This window comes from Arthrobacter sp. CC3, from assembly GCF_039907775.1.
In the GTDB taxonomy this organism is placed as follows: Bacteria; Actinomycetota; Actinomycetes; order Actinomycetales; family Micrococcaceae; genus Arthrobacter.
The window spans coordinates 25044-44493 of sequence record NZ_JARCCY010000040.1 but is presented as its reverse complement, the minus strand read 5'-3'; the positions used below and the strand labels follow the sequence as shown (position 1 = coordinate 44493).

The 19450-nt window shown below is 65.6% G+C and carries 11 protein-coding genes; 8 read left to right on the top strand and 3 right to left on the bottom strand.

Annotation, left to right across the window (positions count from 1 at the left end):
* The first annotated feature begins 83 nt into the window (after positions 1 to 83).
* The 4 genes from mutM to PV761_RS19410 all read left to right on the top strand — a co-directional run bounded on the left by mutM (position 84) and on the right by PV761_RS19410 (position 4204).
* Positions 84 to 1040: a bifunctional DNA-formamidopyrimidine glycosylase/DNA-(apurinic or apyrimidinic site) lyase gene (mutM, locus tag PV761_RS19425; protein ID WP_347899315.1), complete on the top strand. Its 957-nt coding sequence runs from the start codon at positions 84 to 86 to the stop codon at positions 1038 to 1040.
* A gap of 130 nt (positions 1041 to 1170) precedes the next feature.
* Positions 1171 to 1884, top strand: a complete 714-nt coding sequence (locus tag PV761_RS19420; RefSeq protein ID WP_347899314.1) for a hypothetical protein — start codon at positions 1171 to 1173, stop codon at positions 1882 to 1884.
* 5 nt (positions 1885 to 1889) lie between these two features.
* Positions 1890 to 3179: an MFS transporter gene (locus PV761_RS19415; protein WP_347899313.1), complete on the top strand. Its 1290-nt coding sequence runs from the start codon at positions 1890 to 1892 to the stop codon at positions 3177 to 3179.
* A complete protein-coding gene (locus PV761_RS19410) occupies positions 3176 to 4204 on the top strand; it encodes a hypothetical protein (protein WP_347899312.1) in 1029 nt (342 codons plus the stop codon). Before PV761_RS19415 ends, PV761_RS19410 begins: the two co-directional genes overlap by 4 nt.
* A gap of 206 nt (positions 4205 to 4410) precedes the next feature.
* Here PV761_RS19410 and PV761_RS19405 read toward each other — a convergent pair whose 3' ends face one another.
* Positions 4411 to 9186: a DUF4082 domain-containing protein gene (locus PV761_RS19405; protein ID WP_347899311.1), complete on the bottom strand. Its 4776-nt coding sequence runs from the start codon at positions 9184 to 9186 to the stop codon at positions 4411 to 4413.
* 398 nt (positions 9187 to 9584) lie between these two features.
* On the opposite strand from PV761_RS19405, the gene smc reads away from it, so the two are divergent.
* Positions 9585 to 13220, top strand: a complete 3636-nt coding sequence (gene smc / locus PV761_RS19400) for a chromosome segregation protein SMC (protein WP_347899310.1) — start codon at positions 9585 to 9587, stop codon at positions 13218 to 13220.
* A 73-nt stretch (positions 13221 to 13293) separates the two neighbouring features.
* Positions 13294 to 14508, top strand: coding sequence for a signal recognition particle-docking protein FtsY (gene ftsY, locus PV761_RS19395; RefSeq protein WP_347899309.1), 1215 nt, complete (start codon positions 13294 to 13296; stop codon positions 14506 to 14508).
* A gap of 77 nt (positions 14509 to 14585) precedes the next feature.
* Here ftsY and PV761_RS19390 read toward each other — a convergent pair whose 3' ends face one another.
* On the bottom strand, positions 14586 to 15731 hold the full coding sequence (locus PV761_RS19390) for an MFS transporter (RefSeq protein ID WP_347899308.1): 1146 nt from the start codon (positions 15729 to 15731) through the stop codon (positions 14586 to 14588).
* Between the two features lie 354 nt (positions 15732 to 16085).
* On the opposite strand from PV761_RS19390, the gene PV761_RS19385 reads away from it, so the two are divergent.
* Positions 16086 to 17438 carry an ammonium transporter gene (locus tag PV761_RS19385; protein WP_347899307.1) on the top strand — a complete coding sequence of 451 codons (1353 nt, stop codon included), beginning with the start codon at positions 16086 to 16088 and terminating at the stop codon, positions 17436 to 17438.
* Positions 17435 to 17773: a P-II family nitrogen regulator gene (locus tag PV761_RS19380; RefSeq protein WP_011692333.1), complete on the top strand. Its 339-nt coding sequence runs from the start codon at positions 17435 to 17437 to the stop codon at positions 17771 to 17773. Before PV761_RS19385 ends, PV761_RS19380 begins: the two co-directional genes overlap by 4 nt.
* 157 nt (positions 17774 to 17930) lie before the next feature.
* On the opposite strand, the gene PV761_RS19375 is transcribed toward PV761_RS19380, so the two are convergent.
* Positions 17931 to 19319 (bottom strand): glucose-6-phosphate dehydrogenase, encoded by a 1389-nt coding sequence (locus PV761_RS19375; RefSeq protein ID WP_347899306.1) that lies wholly within the window; start codon positions 19317 to 19319, stop codon positions 17931 to 17933.
* Between the last annotated feature and the right edge of the window lie 131 nt (positions 19320 to 19450).

Here is a 19450-nt window from a genome sequence, read left to right as displayed (position 1 = left end):
CTGGACCAAGACAGCAGAACAGATCCTCGAATCCATCGGCCGACTTCTGAACCGAATTTCAGGCGCGGGACACTAGGTTCTTCGTGCCCGAACTGCCGGAAGTTGAAGTTGTCCGCCGCGGCCTGGTGAGCTGGGTCCGCGGCCGGACAATCACCTCCGTTGACGTCCTGGATCCGCGTTCCATCCGCCGGCATGCGCTCGGCGCCGAGGACTTCGCGGGCAACCTTGAGGGCGCCCGGGTCATGGATGTGGTGCGCCGCGGCAAGTTCCTCTGGCTTCCCCTGGAGGAACCGGCAGCTGCGACGCCGGCCAATGACCGTCCTGCCGTGGCCCTGATGGCGCACTTGGGAATGAGCGGCCAACTGCTGATGCAGGATTCCGGTGTGCCGGACGAAAAGCACCTGAAAATCCGCCTGCGGCTGAGCCCTGTTGATGGAATGCCGGAACAGCTCAGGTTCGTGGATCAACGCATTTTTGGCGGACTGTTCGTGACGTCGCTGGTTCCCACGGCCGACGGCGGACCCGGCGGCCTGGGGGAGGTGCCCGCGCCCTACATTGCCGCGGAAGCCGCACACATCGCCCGGGATCCGCTGGACCCGCACTTTTCCTTCGACTCCTTCTACCGCCGCTTGCGGAACCGGAAGACGGGGTTGAAGCGTGCCCTCCTGGACCAAGGGCTTGTTTCCGGCATCGGCAACATCTACGCGGACGAGGCACTGTGGCGTGCACGCCTCCATTACGCCCGACCCACCGATACGCTCCGCCGCGCCGATGCCCTGAGGGTTCTCGACGCCGCCCGTGAGGTCATGCTGGATGCCCTCGCCGCGGGCGGGACCAGCTTCGACTCCCTGTACGTCAACGTCAACGGCGCCTCGGGGTACTTTGACCGGTCCCTCAACGCCTACGGCAGGGAAAACCAGGAGTGCAAGCGCTGCGCAGCTGCAGGAATAGTGAGCCTCATGAAACGCGAACAATTCATGAACCGGTCCTCCTACACCTGCCCCGTCTGCCAGCCGAGGCCCCGCAACGGCCGGTGGTAGGCCGAAAAAGCAGGTAGCGCCACTCTATCGAAGCTGTCTTTCCCGGTGTCAGACTGTGCTCAAGGCGGCCGAGGCTGCCGGAATCGCAGGCGCGTTGGTCTTCAACGCCTGAACGGGAGGCGGGGGCCCAATGTTAGCGAAGAGGCTTGTCATCGTGGGGGTGAGTGTCGCGGCAGCGCTGGGCGGTGCCGCTCTTGTCTTCGATCAGCTGGCGGGAGCCCCGGGCGCAAGCCTGTCGGCTCCGTCAGGCACCGGCACTGCCGCCCCGGACGGGGCCGAAGCCTCTCCGGCGCAGGGAGGTCCGGACGCAGGGATACCCGCCGCGCCTGGAACGGCGACAGACAGCGGGACCGGACAATCTCCCGGAGCAGCAGGGGAGGGAACGGGAAGCCCCGCACCGGCCGCCGGGTTGCAGGAGGTTCTTCCCCCTGTGGCGGCGGCCCCCACCGGGCTTCCGGTGCCGTCCACGCCGGCGGCACTGGTTAGCATGCCGCTGCCGCCAACAGCCTCGGCCCAAGGGAAAATCGTGGCTGGCTTCCCCGAGGAATCCCTCCGCTTTCCGGACGGAAGCGTTGTGGTCTCCACCGGTGTATCAGCCGCGGATACGGTGCTGCAGGTGACGGCCGATGCCATATCGGCGGCCAGCCAGGACTCGGTCGTGGGCCATTTCCAGCAGCAGCTCGCAAAACTCAACTTCTGGTCAGAGCCGGCCCCCGCAACGGAGGGACAACGGGCGGTCCGTTTTGTCAGGGGCGCCGATTCGGTGACCCTGACAACATCAGCGACGGGCACGGGCAGTACCCGCTTCATGTTGCTCGGCAACCTTCACACGACGGCGGGGTAGCGGCCATGTATATCTCGGTCTCGGATCGGAACGGCGGCAAGAAGGACGCGCTGCCGGCAGCCAACGATTCCACGGTGCCCCCGCGGGCATTCCGGCTGTCCCCCGTCATCCTCTGGCTCGGTGTCGTCAGCATGTTCACCGATGTCTCCTCAGAATCGGTATCCGCCGTCCTCCCGCTCTACATCACCGGATTTCTCGGACTGTCCGCCATTGCGTTCGGGATTCTGGATGGAATCAACCAAGGGGCCAGCGCGATTGTCAGGATCGCTGCAGGCTGGGCCGCAGACCGCAGCGGACATCCAAAACAGATAGCACTCGCCGGTTACGGACTGTCAATGGTGGCCAGGATCGGTTTCCTCTTCGCCGGCGGTTTCTGGGCGCTGACCGCGATCGTGACCGGTGACCGGATCGGCAAGGGGATCCGGACGGCACCGCGGGATGCGCTGATCACGGTGTCCGCCCAGCCCGAATACCTGGCGCGCCACTTCGGCGTCCACCGGATGCTGGACAACATCGGTGCCGCAAGCGGACCGCTGCTGGCATTCTTCATCCTCATGCTGATTCCGAACGGCTATGGCACCCTTTTCGTGGTCTCCCTGGCCTTCGCGGTGATCGGCGTCGCCGCGCTCGCACTGCTCGTGCCCAACCTGAAGACGGGAAACCCGGCGGGACCCGCGCCGGAACGGAGGCCGGGCCCGGTGTTCGTCTTCCGCTGGAGCCTCTTGCGGGAGCCCGGACTGGGCAGGCTGCTCGTCGCCTCGGGACTGCTCGGACTGCTGACCGTGGGCGACGGATTCATCTACCTCGTCCTGCAGGACCGGGACTCCTTTGCCGTGCAGTGGTTTCCGCTGCTGTACGTGGGCACCAACGTCGTGTTTCTCGTCCTTGCGATCCCGCTGGGCAAGCTGGCGGACCGCTGGGGGAAGGCGAAAGTTTTCGTGGCGGGGCATGTGGCCCTCCTGCTTAGCTATCTCCTCGCTGCGGCGCCGCTTGGCGGATTGGGCCCGACCCTGGCCTGCCTGGTCCTACTCGGAGCCTTCTACGCCGCGACTGACGGCGTCCTCGCCGCCCTTGCGAGCCAGCTCACTCCGCCGGACAAGCTGGCCACGGGCATCGGCGCAGCCCAGACTGTCGTGGCCCTGAGCCGGATGGCAGCTTCGGCCGGCTTTGGCGTGCTGTGGTTCGCACTGGGTCCGTCCACGGCCATGGTGGTGGTGGGAAGCTGCCTGGTCGTCGCCGTACCTGCCTCGTTGCTGATCCTGCGGGCGGGCGCACGTCAGAGGCAAGCAGCTTGAACCCCGCAAGCGGCAGGAACCGCTGGATCATCCTTTTGGCGATTACAGTGGTGGTCCTTACGGCTGCCGGCTCCTACGCTGCCGTCGCCTTCCAGCGCTTCCAGGACAGCCGCTCGGCAGCGTCCGCCGTCAACGTGGCATCCGGCGGTGCCCTCCCGGAAGCCCCCTTTGTCCTGTTCCGCAACACGGCGGCTGGACAGGGGTACGGGATGGCCGGCACCGTTCCGCTGGCGGCACCCGGCGGCCGGCGGTCGCTGGCGTCCGAGGCCTGCGACCGGGTCTACGGCACCGCCCGGAACCTCGTTTGCCTGAAGACAAACCGCGGGCTCGTCACCAACTTCGAGGCAGTCCTGCTGGACCGGCAATGGCAGCCCACCGGCCGGTGGGCTCTGCCGGGGATCCCCAGCCGTACACGGATGAGCGCTGACGGCTCACTGGTGTCCACCACGGTGTTTGTCTCCGGCCACTCCTACGGCGCTGCCGGCTTTTCAACCGAAACGTCCATCAGCCGGACTGACGGAGGCGCCGGAACCGGGAGCCTGGAAGGTTTCGCCCTCCTGGCCAACGGGGCGCAGGTGACGGCGGCGGACCGGAATATCTGGGGCGTGACCTTCGTCCCCGGGGATACTGACGCGTTCTATGCCACGGCGGCGTCGTCAGGGCGCATCTGGCTCGTTAAAGGAAGCATTTCGGCCAGGACCCTTACGGCAGTCCATGACGGCGTCGAGTGCCCCTCGGTTTCGCCGGACGGCACCCGCATTGCCTACAAGAAGAACACTGGCACGGCCTTGGCCGCACACTGGAAGATCGCCGTCCTGGACCTGGAAAGCGGAGTCGAAACGGTCCTGTCAGAGGCCCGCAGCGTTGACGACCAGATCGAGTGGCTCGATGACGTAACACTGCTCTACGGGCTGCCCCGCGACGGCGCTGCGGGCGACAGCGATATCTGGCAGATCGGGACACATCCTTCTGCCCCTGCCTCGCTCTTCATAGAGCACGCCTGGTCGCCGTCCGTGGTGCGCTAACTCCCGCCGTAGGATCCGCCCGCCGCACCGGCAACGTCTCCCCGCACACACCCCAGCCGTAGGCGAGGGCCCCTCCGCACCGCCATGAGCGGTACGGCCGAGGAGCTTCTTCCGCGGTGAGGCCCGAAGGCTCCCCGGGGTACAGCAAAGGGCCCCTCGATGTTTGGCCGAGGGGCCCTCAGGGTGTCACGGTTTCCGGTTCCGGATTACTTCGGAGCGAAGACAACGTCCACGAAGTAGTTGGTCGAATTGCTTGTTTGGTTAGGAACCGCCGTTCCCGAACCAAAACGGTACAGCCCGTTGTTGTTGGCCCTGGCTGTCAGCGCACCGCTTGTCCACGCCTTGGAAAAGAAGTTCGGCGTATAGGAGTAACGGCCCGCCGGGGCGTTGTAGGACACGACGTAGTTCGTGCCTACTGTCAGCGCTATCGGGGTCGGCAGCAATGCGGTCTGCCAGCCGCTGGCCGTTTCGTTCGTGAACGTCACTTTAGCCAGCCGCACACCAGATGCCGTCCACAGCGAACCTGTGTGAGTGCCCGTGTTGCTCGTCCCTTTGTAGAAGCGGATGGCCGTGACAGAACCGGCAACGGAGGACTTGAACACCACACCGAGTTCCACTGCCCGGACATCCGTTGACGCTGCGATCTGCGGCAGCACAGACGCGAAGAGGGACTGTGTGGGCGGCGGAGGAGTGAGCGTGGTGAACTGCCACGAGGTGGGCGCCAGCGCCGCGCCCGCCAGCGACACGACATTGGACGCGCTCGCTGTGATGACGGTATTGGCAGGCAACTGTTGTGCCGGCGTGAACGTCAGCGTGCGGCCGTCCGCGGACAGCGCCGACGCTCCTGCAATGTTGGCTCCGCCGGCCGCCAGGGTGAGTGAAGCGCCGGGCTGTACGGCCGAGGACACCGTGAGGCTCGGCTGGACGTTGAGCGCCACCGCGGTGGCATTCGGTGCCGGCGACTGCGCAGTCACCGTCAAAGGCTCCGGCGGAGGCGGAGGCGCCACACCCGACGTTTGGAAGACCAGGTCAACAAGGTAGCTGGAGCTGGACGACGAACCCGGGAAGTCGCCGCTGTAGGAGAACCCGCCGGAGTCGGCTGCCGTCCGCAGCGGTCCGCTCGTAAACCCGGTGGTGAAGCCGCCGGGTGTTGCCGAATACGTGCCGGTCGGCGACTTGTAGGCTGCCACATACTCGGTGTCAGCTGCGATGGCCACTGGCTGGTTGAAGGTAGCCGTTTGCCAGCCGGCGCTGGACTCGGCCGTGAATGTGACTGTCGCGAGCTGTTGGCCTGTGATGCTGAAGAGGCCTCCCGTGTGGATTCCGGTGTTGCCGGCGGACTTGTAGAAGCGGATGCCGGTGACCTGTCCGCTGGTGGAGCTGGCGAACCGTACGCCCAAAGCCAGCGGGGCTGCGTCCTTGACTTCCAGAACGGTCGGGGTGACCGTGTCCTGGTAAAGGGTGCAGGGACAGACTCCATCGGTCCGGGGGAGCGGCACCGTGGTGAAGGTCCAAGTTCCGCCGGCGCTGAGCGGCTGGTTAGTTGTGGAGGTGGCCGTCAGGTTCGCCGTGTAGCTGGTGGCCGCCGCAAGTTGTGCCGAGGGCGTGAATGTCACCTTGCCAGTTGCCGGGTCGTAGTTCGTGGTCCCGGCGATGTTTGTGCCCCCGGGGCCAGCAAGCGTGAACTGGACACTCGCTGCGGTGGCCGGTTTGGAGAATGTCGCGCTGACAGTTGTGTTCAGCCCAACACTGGACGAACCGGGGAGCGGGGTTTGGGCGCCCGCCACAAACGCCGGTTCCGGGTATTGGACCACGACATCCACCAGGTAGCTGGCAGTGGAGCGGACATTCGGGAAGTCGTTGCTGTACGAATAGGCGCCGGCATCGGAGACAGTCCGCAAGTTTCCGACGCTAAGGCCGCCGGGACCAAAGCCGTTCACCGTGGCGGAGTAGGCACCCGTCGAGGTCTTGTAGGCCATGATGTACTCGGTGTTGGCCGACATCCCGACCGGCTGGTTGAAGTACGCCGTCTGCCATCCGGCTGTGCTCTCATTGGCGAAGGTGACTGTTGCCAGTTGTTGCCCCGCGGCGGTGAACAGAGTGCCGGTATGGGTGCCGGTGTTGCCGGCGGACTTGTAAAAGCGGACACCTGTGACGGTGCCATCGGCTGTGCTGGAGAAACGGACGCCGAGGGTCAGCGGGACGCCGTCCCTGATCTCCTGGATTCCGGGGAGGACCGAGTCATCGTAGAAGCTGCACGGGCAGCTGCCTGGAGACGGCGGCGAGACCACCGTGGTGAAGGACCATGCTCCACCGGCAGTAAGGGACCCGCCGGTGGAGGCAGTAGCGCTGAGCGTGGTAGTGTACCCTGTCGCCAGGGAGAGGACGGCAGCCGGTGTGAACGTCACTTTGCGCGTTGTGGAGTCGTAGCTGGTTGAGCCTGCCACAGTGGTGCCGTCGGCTGCTTTAAGTGTCAACTGCACGCTGGATGCCGTCACCGGCTTTGAGAAGACGGCCCCGACCGTTGTGCCCTGCGGGACGCTGGACGATCCGCCCAGCGGCCACTGTCCCGAAGCGGTCAGCGGGGTGCTGTCCACCGTGTCGAACACGGCATCGACGAAATAATTGCCGTTGTTGAAACTATTGGTGGGATAGCTTGGCTCAGTGCCATAGACGCCAGCCGGCTCAGCCCCGAATCCGCCCGCCACGGTCAGGGGAGCGTCGCTAGAACCGGCGTACACCCATCGGTTTTCTTGGGCTGAATAGCGACCGTTCGGCGCCCAGTAGGAAACGACATATTTTTGTCCCGCGGTAACTGGAACGGGCTGGCTGAACAGGACCTTCTGCCAGCCTGACGCCGTCTCCGATGTGAACGTGGCGGTCGCCAGACGTTGCCCGGCCGAGTTCCAGACAGAGCCGACGTGGGTGCCGGTATTTGCGGTGCTTTTATAAAATCGGACTCCGGTGATGAAACCGTCTACGCTCGGCGTGATCTTCATGCCAAGCTCGTAGGCGCCGGCATCACCGGCGTCGGGAACGGCCGGCACTTCCTGGCCAAAGACGGTGTAGGGGCCGCTGAGCTGCAGGTTACGCGTCGCAGGGGCACCGATGTTGGCGCTGTCGTCCACTGCGCGAACCATGATGCTGGCCGTGTTGAGTCCCTTTTGGATGTAGGAGTAAGTCCAGTTTTGTTTTCCTTGGGCCGGATGCCAGGTGCGGCCGCCGTCGGCTGAGACTTCGACGCCAGCCACGATGCCGCCGGTATCGCTGGCGGTGCCTGAGACCGTCACGCTACTGCCGTGGGCAACCGTGGCTCCTGCCGCGGGCGAGGAAATGGTGGTTGTTGGTGCTGTCACATCACTACTGGCGGTTGCCGCGGTCAAGGCAGGGTCACGCGTGCCGGGCTGGGCGCCCATATCCGCCAGCAGATTGACCTGTGCCTGCTGCATCCGCGGGTCCGCAGCGGCTCCATCGCCGTCATGCTGTTGGTCCAAGCCCCACGTCCATTGCACGCTACCGGCGGAAAAGACCAGCGCTCCGCTCGCAGCGCGGTACAGGGTGGTGCTGTGCGTGGTGGTTCCGGGCTTTACCGTGTTACCGAAGTCTTGGAGGTACTGGGATGTGGGGCCGGTGGTGGTGGACAGCCTGACCAGGCCCGCCGGCCTGTAGCCGTTGTCCAGGTCCTCGTCGGACTCGTATCCGACAGTATGGGGTGCAAGTTGCGCGGAACTGCCGGCGGCGAGCGACGAGAGCGCCGTGTTACGCCACAGGCGTCCCTTACCCTCCTCGGCGCTCACCGTCACGGGCAGATCTGTGAAGTTTGACATGTACAGGGTTCCCGTCAGTGCGTTCTCCGGCAGGCCGCCCCCGTTAGCCGGCGACGCGAACCTGGGATCGCGCCAAGTTCCGGTCCACTCGGTGCTTGGATCGATCTTGCCGTTTGACCAGGTCTCTTTGTAAGAAGTGATGGTCCGGTACCCGGCCCCGTCGACCTGGGAGGGTTCGTACCGCGTGCGCCAGTAGCCTTCATTGCCGGACAGGAACTGCAAGTTCACGCCGGCGTCACGGGCTGCCTCGATGTTGGCCCGCTGCGCGCCGGACCAGTATTCGTCGTGGCCTACGGAGAGGAAGACTTTATGGTTCAGGAGTTGCGCGCCGTTCCGGTCGGTGTCGATGCCGCTGATGTAACTGACGTCGTAGCCGTTCTTCTCCAGGAAACGCACCAGCGGGTATTCATTGCCGAAATAGAAGTCCCGGCCGGAAGACTCGCCCCTGGTGGCAAACGGCCGGTTGTAGCTGATTTTGTATGCCCTCCCGTTGACTGCACCTTGGTAGAAATCGGCCCCGCCATAGGTGTTGTAGGCCTGCCACGTTGTGTCGGAGGTCTGGAAGACCACGTCGGACTTGCTGCCGTCGGAGCGGACGACGAAGGTGATATGGCTTCGGCCGCCGGTGTCCGGCCGGGTCAGCAGGGCGACATATACGCCGGAGACTGCCGTCGCCGGTACCTGCCATGTGGCCGAGACAGCCCATACTCCGCAGTCGTAGAGTTCGGTTGCTACGTCTGAACGGCATTGAGGCTGTGATTGCCTGAAAGCAAGTGGGGTGACGTTGGCGATCTTGCGAGCGCCGAGCCCTTGATACCAGCCGGTCCGGTAAATGGCAATGGTGTAGCTGGGCGCATTGGTATCGACCTTGAAGTTAATCGGTTGGCCGGCATTGACGCTGATTTCCGTCGCGAAACCCTGAATGGCGGAGTCGCCTGCGCCGTCGATGTCCCATTCCGACGGAGGGCTTCCCGGTTTGGAGTTTTCACACGCTATGGCGTTCACAACCGGAGAGCAGGGGTCCGCCGCGTACGCGAAAGGTAACAGCGCGGCCGGTGCCGCAGCGGGCAGAAGCGCGGCCACCATGGCCAATGACAGCAGAAAGACGACCTGCTTGAAGGCTCTAATGGTGCGATCGACTGAGGACTGGGACATGTGAACTCCTGGAGTGAGTGCGCAGTTGCGGATCAGGCGGTGCTCGATGCACTGCCCTGCATGCCGCCCCCCGGCGCAGCCAAACCAAGATATTCAGTTGTCGTCCATCAAAAGGTTGCGTCGTTAACGCCCCTCACTGCATCATGGCCTGTCCAGCTTCGCTGGATCTTGCCAAGTCGATCCGGTGTGAGACCACCGGGTCGAGCAGCGTCAAGCAACCTCTAGCCGCGAGTCTAAGGGTACGCGGGGACGCGAGGCAAGGGTCTGATTGCGTGAACATGCCCAAATCCGGGCAATGTCGGTGCCACGCAGTAGATTTGAGGCAGGAACACGCCGAATTTCAGCACTCAGAATTTCAGCAGCTCAGAACATCAGCCACTCAGGAGATCCGAAACACCTTGCACCTCAAGAGCCTGACCGTCCGCGGATTCAAGTCGTTCGCGTCAGCCACGACGTTCGACTTCGAGCCGGGCGTCACTGCAGTGGTCGGTCCGAACGGTTCCGGAAAATCCAATGTTGTGGACGCCTTGTCCTGGGTCATGGGCGAACAGGGTGCCAAAACACTGCGCGGCGGCAAGATGGAGGACGTCATCTTCGCGGGCACGTCGGGCCGGCCGCCGCTGGGCCGGGCCCACGTCTCGTTGACCATCGACAACACAGACGGCGCCCTGCCGATCGAGTACAGCGAAGTGACCATCTCCCGCACGCTGTTCCGCACCGGCGGGTCGGAGTACGCCATCAACGGCGCTGGCTGCCGGCTCCTGGACATTCAGGAACTGCTCTCCGATTCCGGACTGGGCCGTGAAATGCACGTGATTGTGGGGCAAGGGCAGCTGGATAAGGTCCTGCACGCCACACCGGAGGACCGGCGCGGCTTTATCGAAGAAGCCGCCGGGATTCTCAAACACCGCCGGCGCAAGGAAAAGACGGTCCGGAAGCTGGAGGCGATGCAGGCGAACCTGCAGCGACTGGGTGACCTCACCAGTGAAATCCGGCGGCAGCTGACCCCGCTCGGCAAACAGGCGGAAGTGGCCCGCCGCGCCCAAAGCGTGCAGTTTGAAGTGCGGGACGCCCGAGCCCGGCTCCTGGCGGACGACCTTGTGCAGCTGCGGTCCGTCCTGGCCCAGGAGGTGGCGGATGAATCCGCGCTGAAGGCGCGCAGGGCGATTGTGGAGCAGGGCCTCGAAAACGGTCGTCAGCGGCAGTCGGCGCTGGAACGGCAGGCGGCCGAGGCAACGCCCAAGCTCAACGCTGCGCGGGACACCTGGTACCAGCTCTCGGCAGGCCGCGAAAGATTCCGTTCCCTCGGGTCGCTTGCGGAGGAACGCCGCCGGTTGCTGGGCGCCGCGGACGAGATGCCGGACTCGGGACGGGATCCGGAACAGCTTGAAAGAAACGCTGCCCGCGTCCGCGAAGAACAAGCCGCACTGGAAGACGGGATCCTGCAAAAACGCATCGCGCTGGAAGCCGCGACGGCAGCCAAGCAGGACGCCGAGAGTGCGGCGAGTGCCGAAGACAAACGGCTGGCTGCTGTGCTTCGTGCGGCTGCCGACCGCCGGGAGGGGCTGGCAAAACTGGCCGGCCAGGTGGGTGCGGCACGGTCACGCGTTGAGGCGGCACAAGCCGAACTTGGCCGGCTCCGGGAATCCCAGGCCGCCGGTGACGAGCGGCGGCGCCGCGCCCAGAGCGATTTTACGGCGCTGGAATCGCAGGTCGCCGGCGTCGAGGACGGCGAGGAATCCCTTGACGCCGATTACGAGGATGCCAGCGCTGCCCTGGACGAAATCCTGACCGACATTGAAGCCCTCACGTCGGCCGGGCGCGACGGGGAACGGGAACGCGATTCGCTGCTCGCCAGGCGCGACGCACTCCAGCTCGGGCTCAACCGCAAGGACGGGTCCGGCCGCGTGGCCGGCTCGGGATTGCCCGGGGTCATTGGGCCCCTGGCCTCGATGCTCGCCGTCGAATCCGGCTATGAAGCGGCCGTCGCCGCCGCATTGGGGAACTGCTCTGACGCCGTCGTCGTCCGGGACGACGGTACCGCCGTCGAAGCGCTGCAACTGCTTAAGGACGACGACGCCGGCCTCGCCTCGCTGCTGCTGGCGGCCCCTGCCGGGCAGGGCAACCCGGAAGCGATGTCTGATGTACCCGCTGTGCCGGCCCGACGTCCCCTTCCGCAGGGTGCCCGATGGGCTGCGGAGCTGGTCAGGGCATCTGACGCCGGCGGTGCCGCGGCGGACCTGCTGCTGGACACCCTGGTGCGCAGCGTGTTGGATGCCACTGTGGTTGTTGACGGCCTGGAAGCGGCGTCGGAGCTTATCCGCGAGCAGCCTTGTCTGACGGTTGCGACGCGCGCGGGCGACGTCTTCACAGCCTTCACCGTCCGGGGCGGCTCGGCGAGTGCACCGTCGCTGCTGGAAGTGCAGGCTGCCGTCGACGACGCCGAAACGAGGCTCGCCGCGGTTGGCGCCGATCTCGAACGGAACCGGTTTGCACTGGCCTCGGCGGTGGCGCGAAAGGCCGAAGCCCAGGAACGGGCAGACGCCGCCCTGGACCGTCTCCACGAATCAGATGCCCGGCTGGCCGCCGTGGCGGAACGGCTGGGCCATCTAAACTCGGTCCTCCGGAGCGCAGTGGGGGAGAGCGAAAGGCTCGGTGCGTCGCTGGCCAGGGCCGAGGCAAACATTGTCGCCGAACAGGAGGCCCTCGAAGCCGCGACCGCACGCCTCGATGCAGCCCGGCAGGCCCCCGCGGACGAGGAGCCCTCAGCCGAGCTCCGTGACGAGCTGGCGCTGGCGGCGTCCGCGGCACGGTCTGCCGAGATGGAGGCCAGGCTTTCGCTCCGGAGCGCCGAGGAACAACTCACCGCCACCCGCAACCGGGCCCTTTCATTGGAACGTGCCGCGGCGGCCGAGCGCCGGGCGCGGGAAGAAGCGGCGCGGCGTGCCCGCCGCCGCAGGCTCCAGGCGGGCCGGGCTGCTGCTGTTTCGGCTGCGGCGGAGCAGGCTATCGCGTTCATGGACATCTCCGTGGATCTCGCCCTCCGCGCCCGGGACCTTGCGGAGGAAGAGCGGGAGCTGAGGGATCGCGAACTTGTGGAGGTACGGTCACAGAATGACGCCCTGGGCCGCGAGCTGGCGGAACTGACGGATTCGGTGCACCGCGACGAGCTTGCCCGGACGCAGCAGCGGCTGCGGATCGAGGCCCTCGAGCTGCGCTCGGTCGAGGAGCTCGGCTTGTCTCCGGACCAGCTGGTAGCGGACTACGGTCCGGACCAGCCGGTGCCCGTGACCGCCGAAGAATCCGCCGACAAGTGGGCGGCCCTCCGCGCGGTGGTGGACGAGGACGGCAGGCCGATCCCGGAGGGCAAACCGTTTGTCCGCGGCGAGCAGGAAAAACGGCTTCGCAAGGCCGAGCGGGATCTCTCCTCCCTGGGCCGGGTGAACCCGCTGGCACTGGAGGAGTTCACGGCCCTGGAGGAACGGCACCAGTTCCTCAGCAGCCAGCTGGAGGACCTCAAATCCAGCCGCAAGGATCTGCTGGACATCATCAAGGAAGTGGATGACCGTGTCCAGAAGGTCTTCGCCGAAGCGTTCGCGGACACCTCGGCACAGTTCGTCCGTGTGTTCGCCCGGCTCTTTCCCGGCGGCGAGGGCCGGCTCGTCCTGACCGACCCGTCGGATATGCTCACCACGGGCATTGAGGTGGAGGCACGGCCGGCCGGCAAGAAGATCAAGCGGCTCTCCCTGCTGTCCGGCGGCGAACGTTCGCTGACCGCAGTGGCCCTGCTCGTGGCCATCTTCAAGGCGCGCCCGTCGCCGTTCTACGTGATGGACGAAGTGGAGGCTGCTTTGGACGACACCAACCTGGGCAGGCTCATCACGATCTTCGAGGAACTCCGTGAGTCCAGCCAACTGATCGTCATCACGCACCAGAAGCGGACCATGGAGGTTGCCGATGCACTGTACGGCGTCACCATGCGGGGCGACGGGGTGTCAACAGTCATCAGCCAGCGCCTCGGCGCCGAAGTCTAGCCCGGCTGCGGGCCCGCGGCCGACGCCGGCGTCAGTCTCCGGCCGCGTCCCGCGATTGTGAGAAGCTAGGGGAGTGAATGACATCCTCCCCATTATCCTTGCCATCCTCGCTGCCCTGGTGGTCGTTGGCGGACTGATCCCGGTCCTCCTGAAGACCCGCCGGAACATCACGAAGTACCCGGGCACCCGCGACGCCAACGATCCTGTCGAACCCGTGCGCGGCGCGGGCGGAACGCTGGTGGAGGACCGCCCGGCGGTGACAACCGAGCGCCAGGCGCCAGCCGCCGTCGACCTCGAAGGACTGGAACCGGCCGAGGTCCCGGACGACGCGGCGGGGCTTGAAACCATTGCTGTCGAAACTCCGCTGCCGGTTGCCGGACGGCTGACCCGGCTCCGTGAACGCCTTGTCAGGTCCAACAACATCCTCGGCAAGGGCCTGCTCGCGCTCTTGTCCAGCGACAAGATTGACGAAGACGTCTGGGACGAAGTCGAAGAAACCCTCCTGCTGGCGGATCTTGGCACCGCACCGACCATCCAGCTGGTGGACGCCCTCCGGGAACGCGTCAAGGTGCTGGGGACACGGACCCCCGAGCAGGTCAAGGCCCTGCTTCGCGAAGAATTGATCAAGCTCGTGGACCCGACCATGGACCGCAGCCTCCGCACCGAACGCCACGCTGACAAGCCCTCTGTCATGATGGTGGTCGGTGTCAACGGCGTAGGAAAAACCACCACAGTGGGCAAGCTCGCGCGCGTCCTTGTGGCCGAAGACAAGGACGTCCTGCTGGGCGCTGCGGACACGTTCCGTGCCGCAGCCGCCGAACAGCTCGCCACGTGGGGCCAGCGCGTCGGCGTTCCCACCGTGAAGTCCGACGTCGACGGCGCCGACCCCGCCTCAGTCGCCTATGAAGCGGTCAAGGCAGGAATCGACCAGGAGGTCGACGTCGTGATGATCGACACCGCCGGCCGGCTGCAGAACAAAGTCGGCCTGATGGACGAGCTCGGCAAGGTCAAGCGCGTCATCGAGAAGCTGGCCGAAGTGGACGAGGTCCTTCTGGTGCTGGATGCCACCACCGGACAGAACGGCCTGAACCAGGCCCGCGTGTTTTCCGAGGTCGTGAACATCACCGGCATCGTGCTCACCAAACTGGACGGCACCGCCAAGGGCGGCATCGTGGTGGCAATCCAGAAGACGCTCGGGGTTCCGGTCAAGCTGATCGGGCTGGGCGAAGGCGCGGACGACCTCGCACCGTTCGACGCCGAGAGCTTCGTGGACGCGCTGCTGAACTAGGTGCGCTGCTGAACTACGTGCACTGCTGAACTACGTGCACTGCTGAACTACGTGCACTGCTGAACTACGTGCACGGCTTAGGCAGGCCTGTGGACGGTCTCCCGCGCGAAGAGCCAGCCGGCCGCAGCCACGATCAGCACGCCACCGGTCACGCCGAAGGCCCAACCGTACCCTAACCGGTCCGCGAGCACACCGGCGAGGACGGGGCCGACGATGGCACCCGCGTCGGACATCATCTGGAAGACCGCGAGCACCCGGCCGCCGGAGCGCCCGTTGCCGATCACGTCGGCAATGGCGGCCTGCTGGGCCGGACCCAGCAGGCCGGAACCTATTCCGGCGACGGCGGAGGCCGCCAGGAACCAGGTCATGTCGTGGGTGAACCCGATTCCCGCCGTCGCCACGCCCGTCAGGACCAAACCGGCAATCATCAGGGGCTTGCGTCCGAGGCTGTCAGCAAGTTTCCCCGAGACTGTCAGTGCTGCGGCGTTGCCGCCGGCAAAGACGGCCAGCGCCCAGCCCGCCGCAGCCGGCCCCCCACCCAGCGCCGCCACGGCGAAGAGCGGCACCGTGGCCATGCGCACACCGAACGTAGCCCAGCCGTTGGCGAAGCTGGAAAAGAGTCCAGCACGGTAGGCACTGTCCTGCATCGCCTCGCCCAGCCCCATCGCCGGCCCGGTGCCGCCGTCCTTCCGTGATTTCCCCGGCACATGGCTGAGCTGGGTCTGGACCACCAGTGCCGCCAGGACCAGCGCGGCCGCGTACGCCAGGAACGGGATGCGCAGGCCGAAGCCGGCGAGCAATCCGCCGACGATGGGGCCGCAGACGTTGCCGATGAGGAAAGCGGAAGCGTAGGCGCCGGAAACCCTTCCGCGGCTTTCCGGCGGTGCCAGCCGAACCACCAGGGCCATGGATGCGACCGTGAACATCACCGAGCCCGCGCCGCCCAGTCCCCGGAAAATGAGCAACTGCCAATAGTCCTGGGCGAACGCGCACGCCGCAGTTGAGACGGCCACGATCAACAGGCCGGCAACATAGACGGGACGTTCGCCCAGCTTCACGATCAACGCGCCGCCGGCAGGCGCGAACAGCAGCCGCGTGAAGGCAAAGATGCTCACAATGACGGCGGCGGCAGTGGCGCCGACGTCGAAGGTGGTGGCGAATTGGGGCAACACAGGCGCCACCAGCCCGAAACCAAGCGCAATCAGGAACGCTGCGACCAGCATCACCTTAATGTCGCGCGGGAGGCGTGTGCCGGGAGTCTGTGCCGCGGGGCCGGGGTGGCCTGGTGGGCCGCCATTTCGGCCGGGCAAGGCCTTACCGGGGCGGAAACGATCGTTCATGGTGCCGTTGTCCTTGCGGAGTGCTGTGGAGGGCGTTTGGGACTGGTGAAACATAACCGTAACAAGTGGGATATGCACCATTTACTTCCGGGAGGTTCTTGTAACAACCCGGACATCTAATTCCTCCGCCGGCGAAACACAGCCCGGCAAAAATCTTCTTAGAACGCAAATAGGCGTTGGGCATGCGGAGAACTCCGCGGGATCAACAAAGCATCTAGGCAAGGGAGGACGTGCACCATGGAACTTACCGCAGGTCACGTATGGCTTATGGTTGCGGCGGCACTTGTGCTGTTCATGACACCAGGGCTGGCATTTTTCTACGGCGGCATGACGCGTGCGAAGGCCGCGCTGAACATGATGATGATGAGCTTCATCTCCATCGGCATGGTCGGTGTGGTGTGGGTACTCTGGGGCGCATCCATGAGCTCCGGCGAAGGCTTCATGCAGATCGTCGGCAACCCGTTCGCAACGTTCGGACTCGAGGGAATCACCACCCCGGACGGACTCATCAAGGTCGGCTACGCAGCAACCTTCGCCATCATCACGGTGGCACTGATCAGCGGCGCCATCGCGGACCGCGCAAAGTTCGGCGCATGGACCGTGTTCGTCCCGGTCTGGGTCACGCTGGTTTACTGCCCGATCGCCTACATGGTCTGGGGCGGAGGCCTCTTCGGGCCTGAGGGTGCCGTCGGCAAGGCTCTCGGTCCTGCCATTGACTTCGCCGGTGGCACCGTGGTGCACATCAATGCCGGTGTGGCCGCACTCATTCTCGTTTTGATCATCGGCAACCGCAGGGGCTTCGGCAAGGACCCGAACCACCGCCCGCACAACATCCCGTTCGTGATGCTCGGTGCGGCGATCCTGTGGTTCGGCTGGTTCGGCTTCAACGGCGGCGCAGCAACGACGGCGGAACAGGGCGGCCTAATCTGGGTCAACACCCTCGCCGCACCGGCAGCTGCCATGCTCGGCTGGCTCATCACCGAACGCATCCGCGACGGCCACCCCACGTCACTGGGCGCAGCTTCCGGCGTGGTGGCCGGCCTGGTCGCCATCACCCCGGCTTGTGCAAACGTCAGCCCGATCGGCGCGCTGGGCCTCGGCGTCGTCGCCGGTGTGGCCTCCGCCCTGGCAGTCGGCCTGAAGTTCCGCTGGGGCTTCGATGACTCGCTGGACGTTGTCGGCGTCCACCTCGTCTCGGGCGTTATCGGTACCGTGGCACTCGGCTTCATCGCCCTCCCGGTTGAAGGGGTCGGTGGCGGCCTGTTCTACGGCGGCGGACTGACCCAGCTGTGGGCCCAGCTCGCAGCGGCGGGCATTGCCATCGCCTACTCGGCCGTCCTGACGACCGTGATCGCACTGGCCATCCACAAGACCATGGGCTTCCGCGTCTCCCAGGAGCAGGAAGTTGTGGGCGTGGACCTCAGCCTGCACGCAGAAACTGCCTACGAATTCGGCGTCGGCGGCCACGGCGGGAGCTTCCAGCCGCTGCATGAACTGATCACCGGCAAGCAGGGCGAGGAGTCCGCTCCGGTAGCCGAAGACGGCAAGAAGACTGACGCAGCAACAGGTAAGGAAAGTGTGGGGGCATGAAACTGATCACAGCAATCGTCCGGCCGGAAAAGCTCGACTCCATCCGGGAGGGGCTCGAATCCTATGGCGTGCAGGGCCTCACGGTCAGCGCCGCCAGCGGGTACGGCAGGCAGCGCGGGTACACCGAGGTGTACCGCGGGGCTGAGTACAACGTGGACCTGCTTCCCAAGATCCGCGTTGAGGTCCTGGCCACGGACGAACAGGCGGACGACATCCTGGATGTCATCATCGCCAGCTCCAACACAGGCCGTGCCGGTGACGGCAAGGTCTGGACGGTGGACGTCTTTGAAGCTGTAAGGGTACGAACGGGTGAACGCGGCTCAGCCGCCATCTAGCCGACGGCCAGCCCAATGAGCTTTGCCTCAAGCGGGCCCGGCACCTGACAAGGTGCCGGGCCCGCTTTTGCGTTGGGAACCGCTGCGTTGCGAAGACCTGCGGTGGGAACCGCTGTGTTGGGAACAGTTACCTTGGGAACGGCGGCGCTGGGAGCACCTAGGCCGGCCAGCCCTCGGGACCGGACGTTCCGGCCGCGTATTCCTCCATGTGAACGCTGCCGCGTTCCCATGCCTTGATCACCGGCTCAATGATCCGCCAGCAATCCTCGGCGGTGTCCGCCCGCACTGAGAGCAGCGGATCGCCGGTGAGGACGCCCTCGAGCACTTCACCGTAGGGCAGCAGGTCGGAAGCGCTGAGTTCGGCGTTGAGCGTTACCCGGTCGAGGCTCAGGACGTTGCCGGGGCCGTTCACGTCGACGTCGAACTGGAGGGTGTCGGGCCCGAACCCGATGCGGAGCTGGTTGGGCGAGTCGACGCCGGTGAATCCTGCGGGCAGGTGCGGCACTGGCTTGAAGGTGACAACTGCCTCCTTGCGTTTTGCTCCGAGCGCCTTGCCGGAACGGAGGATGAAGGGGACACCCTGCCACCGCCAGTTGTCGATGCCCACCTGCACCTCCGCGAGTGTTTCGGTGTTCCTGGCCGCGTCCACGCCTGCTTCCTTGACATAGTCGGGGACCTGCCTGCCGTCGATGGACCCGGCGGTGTATCGGGCCCGCCGCGTGTTCGCGCGGTAGGGGGCCTTGATGCTGCTGGCGCGCAGGAGGGTGGCCACAGCGTCGCGGAGATCGCGCTCATCGACGGTTGCCGGCGGCTCGATGGCCATCAGGGCCATGATCTGCAGCAGGTGGCTCTGGATCATGTCACGGAGCGCGCCGGCGGCGTCGTAGTAGCGTGCGCGGCCTTCCAGCGCCAGGTCCTCATCAAAGATGATCTCCACCTTCTCGATGTAATCGCGGTTCCAGACCGGCTCCAGGAAGGTGTTGGCGAAACGCAGGCCGAGGATGTTGAGCACCGTCGCCTTGCCCAGGAAGTGGTCCACCCGGTGGATGTGGTCCTCCAGGACCAGCGCCGCCAGGGTCACGTTGAGGTGGCGGGCGGAATCCTCACTGGAACCGAACGGCTTTTCCATCACCAGGCGCGTGCCGGCGGGCACGTCCTCCGGGGCCAGCACTTCGCAGGCTTTTTGGCTGACGTGGGGCGGAAGGGCGAAGTACACCGCCACCGGGGCTTCGAGGCCGGACAGCAGGGAGGCAAGTCCGCCGGCGGCGGTCACGTCAAGCTGGTGATACGACGTTGACCCCGCAATCCGCTTGAGTTCGCGCTTGCCGGCGGCGTCCGCCTGGGAGTTCGAGTCGGCAAAGGACGTCTCCACACGTTCAAGCCATTGCTCCCGGGTCCAGGGATCCGACCCTGCCCCCACGAGCGTCAGCCCGTCGGCGCGGCCCCGGGCGGCCAGCCGTGCGAGCCCCGGCAGGAGCAGCCGGCCGGTAAGATCCCCTGACGCACCAAGGATGAGCAGGGTTTTTACAGTTGTTTGGGTGGCCATCCTGCCAGCATGCCATCTTGAAGGGCTGTCTTGGTACCCTAGATAGTCGAGTCCCGTTGTCGAGGCAGTTGGTCCAGGCCAACAACAGTCACGACTCTGGCGAGCCGCACCGGCCGCCAGCTGTAGATCCA